The organism is Curtobacterium sp. MCLR17_045 (assembly GCF_003234405.1).
Classification (GTDB): Bacteria; Actinomycetota; Actinomycetes; order Actinomycetales; family Microbacteriaceae; genus Curtobacterium; species Curtobacterium flaccumfaciens.
The window spans coordinates 1-5,554 of the sequence record NZ_QKTB01000053.1 but is presented as its reverse complement, the minus strand read 5'-3'; the positions used below and the strand labels follow the sequence as shown (position 1 = coordinate 5,554).

At 72.3% G+C, this 5,554-nt stretch carries 5 protein-coding genes; 4 read left to right on the top strand and 1 reads right to left on the bottom strand.

All coding sequences use genetic code 11. The features are described from left to right. Positions 1 to 44: 44 nt before the first annotated feature. The gene (locus DEJ05_RS17705) at positions 45 to 968 is read right to left on the bottom strand and encodes an EamA family transporter (RefSeq protein ID WP_111030850.1); all 924 of its coding nucleotides are present in this window, start codon (positions 966 to 968) and stop codon (positions 45 to 47) included. Between the two features lie 36 nt (positions 969 to 1,004). Here DEJ05_RS17705 and DEJ05_RS17700 point away from each other — a divergent pair, with 36 nt between their 5' ends. From DEJ05_RS17700 to DEJ05_RS17685, 4 genes are all read left to right on the top strand, one after another. Continuing rightward, a complete protein-coding gene (locus DEJ05_RS17700; protein ID WP_111030848.1) occupies positions 1,005 to 2,153 on the top strand; it encodes a CPBP family intramembrane glutamic endopeptidase in 1,149 nt (382 codons plus the stop codon). A 9-nt stretch (positions 2,154 to 2,162) separates the two neighbouring features. Beyond that, positions 2,163 to 4,031, top strand: coding sequence for a DNA helicase RecQ (recQ, locus tag DEJ05_RS17695; protein WP_111024949.1), 1,869 nt, complete (start codon positions 2,163 to 2,165; stop codon positions 4,029 to 4,031). Positions 4,032 to 4,118: 87 nt separating this feature from the next. Then, positions 4,119 to 4,865 (top strand): 1-acyl-sn-glycerol-3-phosphate acyltransferase, encoded by a 747-nt coding sequence (locus tag DEJ05_RS17690; RefSeq protein WP_111030846.1) that lies wholly within the window; start codon positions 4,119 to 4,121, stop codon positions 4,863 to 4,865. Positions 4,866 to 5,000: 135 nt separating this feature from the next. Next, positions 5,001 to 5,357: a hypothetical protein gene (locus tag DEJ05_RS17685; RefSeq protein WP_111030844.1), complete on the top strand. Its 357-nt coding sequence runs from the start codon at positions 5,001 to 5,003 to the stop codon at positions 5,355 to 5,357. The last annotated feature ends 197 nt before the right edge of the window (positions 5,358 to 5,554 follow it).

Below are 5,554 nucleotides of genomic sequence, written 5' to 3'. Positions count from 1 at the left end.
ACCCGGCCCCGCCCGGCCCCGCTCGGCCCGCCGCGACCCACGCGCTACGCCAACGCCAGCGCCACCGACGCGACGAACGCCAGCACGATGCCGATCCACTGCTGGGCGGTCAACCGCTCCCGCAGCACGACCCCGGCCAGCACCACCGTCCCGATCGGGTAGAGCGCGTTGAGCACACTCACGACGGGCAGGGTCGCCGGGTCGTCGCTGCTGTGCAGCCCCGCCTGGATGAACACGTTCGCCATCGCGTCGAAGACGCCGCACACGGCGACGATGACCAGCAGCCGCGGACCCCATGCGCCACCCGGCCGAGGCTCGCGGACGGCGGCAGCCCCGTCGGGGCGGGCCGACGTCGCGGCGGACACCGGGCCTCCCGTCCGGAGCACGACGACGATCGCCGCCGCACCCAGCAGCACCGCCTGCAGCACCCGCGCGACCACGAGGGGCGCGATGCCGGAGTCGGACGGCGTCATGTCGTAGGCCAGCACGATCCCGCCGAAGCCGCACCCGGCGACGGCGGCGGCGACCACGCCCCGGGCGGTGAGCCGCGCGCCCGAGGGGTCCCGGACCACCGCGACCAGGACCACCGCGACGACCGCGACCACGAGCGCGCCGGTCGCCACGGGCGACAGCACCGTGCCGCGGAACACCGCGACGAGCACCGGCACGACGGCCGCGAAGACGGCGGTGACGGGGGAGAGCACGCTCATCGGTCCGATCGCGAGTGCGGCGTAGAGCAGCAGCACCCCGACACCGCCGGAGAGCCCGGCCACTGCACCCCAGACCGCGGCCGGCCACGAGAACACGCCACCCAGGACCACCAGTCCGACGAGCAGCGGCAGGATCCCGATCGCGGCGGCCACCGCCGTGACGACGATCGGGCGGACCCGGCGCGAGGCGAGTCCGCCCAGGAAGTCGGCGAACCCGTAGACGATCGCGCCGGACAGGCCGAACAGGACGGTGAGCACGGCTCCCATCCTGCCCGGCCCGGTACCCTGCGGTGCGTGAGTGTTCCCTACCAGCGCCTGCCCCGGATCGACGGACGGTGGAGGTGGTGGCGGCCGCTCGTCGCCCTCGCGTTCCTGGCGGGGTGGTACCTCGTGTCGCAGATCGTCATCGCGGTCGCGTACTTCGTGCCGATCGGCGCAACGCAGGGGCCGCAAGCCCTGATCGACCTGCAGAACGACCTGGCCGGTGGCGCGCTCGACCCCACCGACCCGCTGATCCTGTCGCTGTCGCTGGTGTCGCTCGTGGTCCTGCTGCCGGGCATCCTGCTCGCCGTCAAGATCGCCAGGATCGGACCGGCCGGCATCCTGTCGTCGACGCGGTTCCGGGTCCGGTGGGCCTGGACTGCCTGGTGCCTGCTGCCGACGCTCGTCATCGCGGCGTTCATGTTCGTCTGGCAGACCGGTCTGTTCTGGGACGGCGGGATGATCACGACCGACGGCGGCTTCGCCTGGAACCACGACGCGATCGGCCAGTCGACGGTCTCCCTCGGCACCCTCACCCTGACGATCGTCCTCGTCGTCCTGCTCGTCCCGTTCCAGGGCGCTGCCGAGGAGTACATCTTCCGCGGCTTCCTCATGCAGACCGTCGCGTCGTGGATCCCGCGTCGCGTCGGCACGATCATCGCCGTGGCGGTCTCGACGGTCGTCTTCGCGGTGCTGCACATCCCGAACGGCTACAACGTCTGGGGCATCCTCGACGTCGGCTCGTTCGGCCTGATCGCGGCGATCATCGTCCTCCGGACCGGCGGGCTCGAGGCCACGGTCCTGCAGCACGCGTTCAACAACATCATGATCTTCGTGCTGCAGGCGCCCGGCTGGTCCGGGATCGACCTGACCTCGTCGGACGCGAACGGCACCTGGCAGGGGACGCTCGTCACCCTCGTCACGTCGCTCGCGTTCTGGGGCATGGTCGAGTTCCTGGCGTGGTGGCGGGGGCTGGACCGCCGGTTCGCCGGGCACGAGGCACCCCGGTTCCGCGGTGTGACCCCGGCCTGGGCGGGCGGCGTCCGCTGGACCCGGCCGGGAGGCACGGGCTGGGCGACCACGCCGGCCCGCGCGGGCGACGTGGCCGGTTCCGACCACCGTGCCGGCTCCGACACGGACGGTGCTGTGGACAGTGCGGTGGGTGTCGCCGGTCGCCCGTAGGCTCGTGGCATGAGCACCACGCCCGCGTCCGCTGCCGTGCCTGCTCCCGCCGCCGTGTCCGCACCCCGTGCCGCTGCGCTCGACGTGCTGCACCGCGTGTGGGGCTACGACGACTTCCGCGGCGAGCAGGCGGCCATCATCGACCAGGTGGTGGCCGGTGGTGACGCCCTGGTGCTCATGCCGACCGGTGGCGGCAAGTCCCTCTGCTACCAGGTGCCCTCGCTCGTCCGCGACGGCGTCGGGGTCGTGGTGTCGCCGCTCATCGCCCTCATGCAGGACCAGGTCGACGCCCTGGCTGCGAACGGCGTGCGGGCCGCGTTCCTCAACTCCACGCAGGGCCCCGACGAACGGTCCCGGGTCGAGCGGGCGGTCGTGCAGGGCGAGGTCGACATGCTCTACCTCGCGCCCGAGCGGCTCCGGCTCGAGTCCACCCGTGCGCTCCTCGACCGGGCGCGCGTCTCGCTGTTCGCCATCGACGAGGCACACTGCGTCGCCCAGTGGGGCCACGACTTCCGACCCGACTACCTCGAGCTGAGCGTCCTGCACGAGCGGTGGCCGACGGTGCCGCGTATCGCCCTCACCGCCACCGCGACCCCGCAGACCCACCGCGAGATCTCCGCACGGCTCGGCCTCGACGACGCCGCGCACTTCGTCGCCGACTTCGACCGGCCGAACATCCAGTACCGCATCGAGCCGAAGACCGGCGCGCTGCAGCAGCTGCTCACCTTCATCCGCACGGAGCACAGCGGCGACGCCGGCATCGTGTACTGCCTGTCCCGCAACTCCGTGGAGCGCACCGCGTCCGCCCTGGCCGAGCAGGGGATCAACGCTCTGCCGTACCACGCGGGCCTCGACGCCCGGGTGCGTGCCCGCAACCAGTCGACGTTCCTGCGCGAGGACGGCGTCGTCATGGTGGCGACGATCGCGTTCGGCATGGGCATCGACAAGCCCGACGTCCGGTTCGTGGCGCACCTCGACCTGCCGAAGTCGGTCGAGGGCTACTACCAGGAGACCGGCCGTGCGGGTCGTGACGGGCTGCCGGCCACCGCGTGGCTCGCGTACGGCCTGAACGACGTCGTGCAGCAGCGGCGGATGATCGACCAGTCCGAGGGCGACGCCGCACACCGTCGGCAGCTCAGCGCCCACCTCGACGCCATGCTCAGCCTGTGCGAGACGATCGAGTGCCGCCGGGTGCGGCTGCTCGCGTACTTCGGGCAGGAGAGCACGGCGTGCGGCAACTGCGACACGTGCATCGCGCCGCCGGAGTCGTGGGACGGCACGGTCCCCGCGCAGAAGCTGCTGTCCACCGTCGTGCGGCTCGAGCGTGAGCGCCGCCAGCGGTACGGCGTCTCGCACCTCGTCGACATCCTGATCGGCAAGCGGTCTCCCCGCGTGCAGGAGCTCCAACACGACACCCTGGCGACCTTCGGCATCGGCGCCGACCTGTCCGAGGGCGAGTGGCGCGCGGTCGCACGACAGGTGCTGGCCCAGGGCTACGCGGCGGTGTCCGGCGACGGCTTCGGCACGGTCGTCCTCAGTCCCACGAGCGCCGAGGTCCTGACCGGCAAGGTGCAGGTGCGGATGCGTCGCGACCCGGTCAAGGCTCCGCGAGCCGGACGCAGCAGTCGACGGACGGTCGTCACCGACATGCCGCAGGAAGCCGTCGGCCTGTTCGAGGCCCTGCGTGCCTGGCGTGCTGCCGAAGCCCGCGAGCAGGGCGTCCCCGCGTACGTGGTGTTCAACGACGCGACGCTCCGGGGGATCTCCGCCGTCCGACCGGCCGACGTCGACCAGCTCGGCGAGATCTCCGGCGTCGGCGCGGCGAAGCTCGAGCGGTACGGGCGCGCGGTCCTCGACGTCGTCGCCGCGGCCGACTGATCCCCGACCAGCACTGCATGCCGTTCCGGGCATGTGCCCTCCGCGCGCCTCATTACACTCGGTAGCTCGTCACCACGAGGAGGTCCGGTGTCCGGTTCGACGAAGTTCGCCACCGTGCTCAGTCGCGCGGTGGTGACCCCGCTCGCCCGGTTGCTGTGGCGCCCGAAGATCATCGGTCGTCGGAACGTCCCGAAGCGTGGTGCGGTGATCCTCGCGAGCAACCACCGCTCGTTCATCGACTCGCCCGCGATCACGCTCATGGCACCGCGCAAGGTGTCGTTCCTGGCGAAGCAGGAGTACTTCACGGGTTCGGGCCTCAAGGGAGCCGTATCGCGCGCGTTCTTCGGGGGCATCGGTGCCATCGGGGTCGAGCGCGGCGCGGGTGCGGCGGCGCAGCAGGCCCTCGACCTCGGGCTGGCACGCCTGCAGGAGGGCGAGGCGTTCGCGATCTACCCGGAGGGCACACGCTCGCTCGACGGCCGGATCTACAAGGGCCGCACGGGTGTGGCGTGGCTGGCGCTGACGAGTGGCGCCCCCGTGGTGCCCGTCGCGCTCACCGGCACCGAGGACGTCCAGCCGGTCGGGTCCCGGCTGCCGAAGCTCGCCCGCGTGACGATCGAGTTCGGGCAGCCGATCGACCTGTCGTCCTTCGGCGAGGCGTCGTCCGGTCGTGCTCGGCGCCACGCGACCGATGCGGTGATGGCGGCGATCCAGGAACTCAGCGGCCAGGAGCCGGCGAACACCTACAACAACCCGCCCGCGACGATCGTGGAGCGGGTCCGTCGTGCGCTGCAGCCGGACGACCCGACCGCTGCCGCCGTCGACCCCGACTGATCGCCGCAACTGTCCGGTCACTATTGCACATCTGAAATACCGATGGTTGAATGGCGGACGTGCCGCTCGGCACGCCGCCATCGCCGGTCGCCCGAGAACGACCAGCCACGACATCCAGATCGGACCGTCCGCAGCATGTCCTCCACCCCGCTCTTCGACTCCATCGCCCAGCGTCGCGATCAGGCCGACGCTCCGCACTCCACCGTGCGCTCCACCCCGTCACCGGCGCTCGCGGTCGTGACCCCGGTGCCGACCTCGCCGATGTCCGCACCCGTCCGTCCGGGTGACTCCACGCTGGTGCCGGCCGCGCTCGTCGCCGCGATCGACGAGATCCCGGTGCGGGTGGCATCGGCCCTGGTGACCGAGGTCACGATCCGCCCCGAGCACCTCGTCCTGGTCGAGACCGTCGCCGACGCGATCACCCGCGCGGTCGTCGACGCCGTCGTGTGCGAGCTGGACCGGATCGCCCGTGACGGCGTCGTCCGCGTCTGACCGGGCCGGGCACCCCACGATGACGACCCTCGACGACGACCTGCCCCGGCGCCCACGCGGTGCCGAGCGCCGCGCCGCCGACCGACCGACCGAGCCCCCGCTGCGCCGTGCCCGGCACGCTGCACAGCCGGGGCCGCTCCGAGCCGCCGGGGTGGCGGGAGGGGGCACCGCCACCCCGGCTTCCACCCAGCCCACAC

Excerpts from the sequence above, each read along its gene's own strand:
- recQ (WP_111024949.1), top strand. The coding sequence starts at position 2,163 with ATGAGCACCACGCCCGCGTCCGCTGCCGTGCCTGCTCCCGCCGCCGTG.
- DEJ05_RS17685 (WP_111030844.1), top strand. The coding sequence starts at position 5,001 with ATGTCCTCCACCCCGCTCTTCGACTCCATCGCCCAGCGTCGCGATCAG.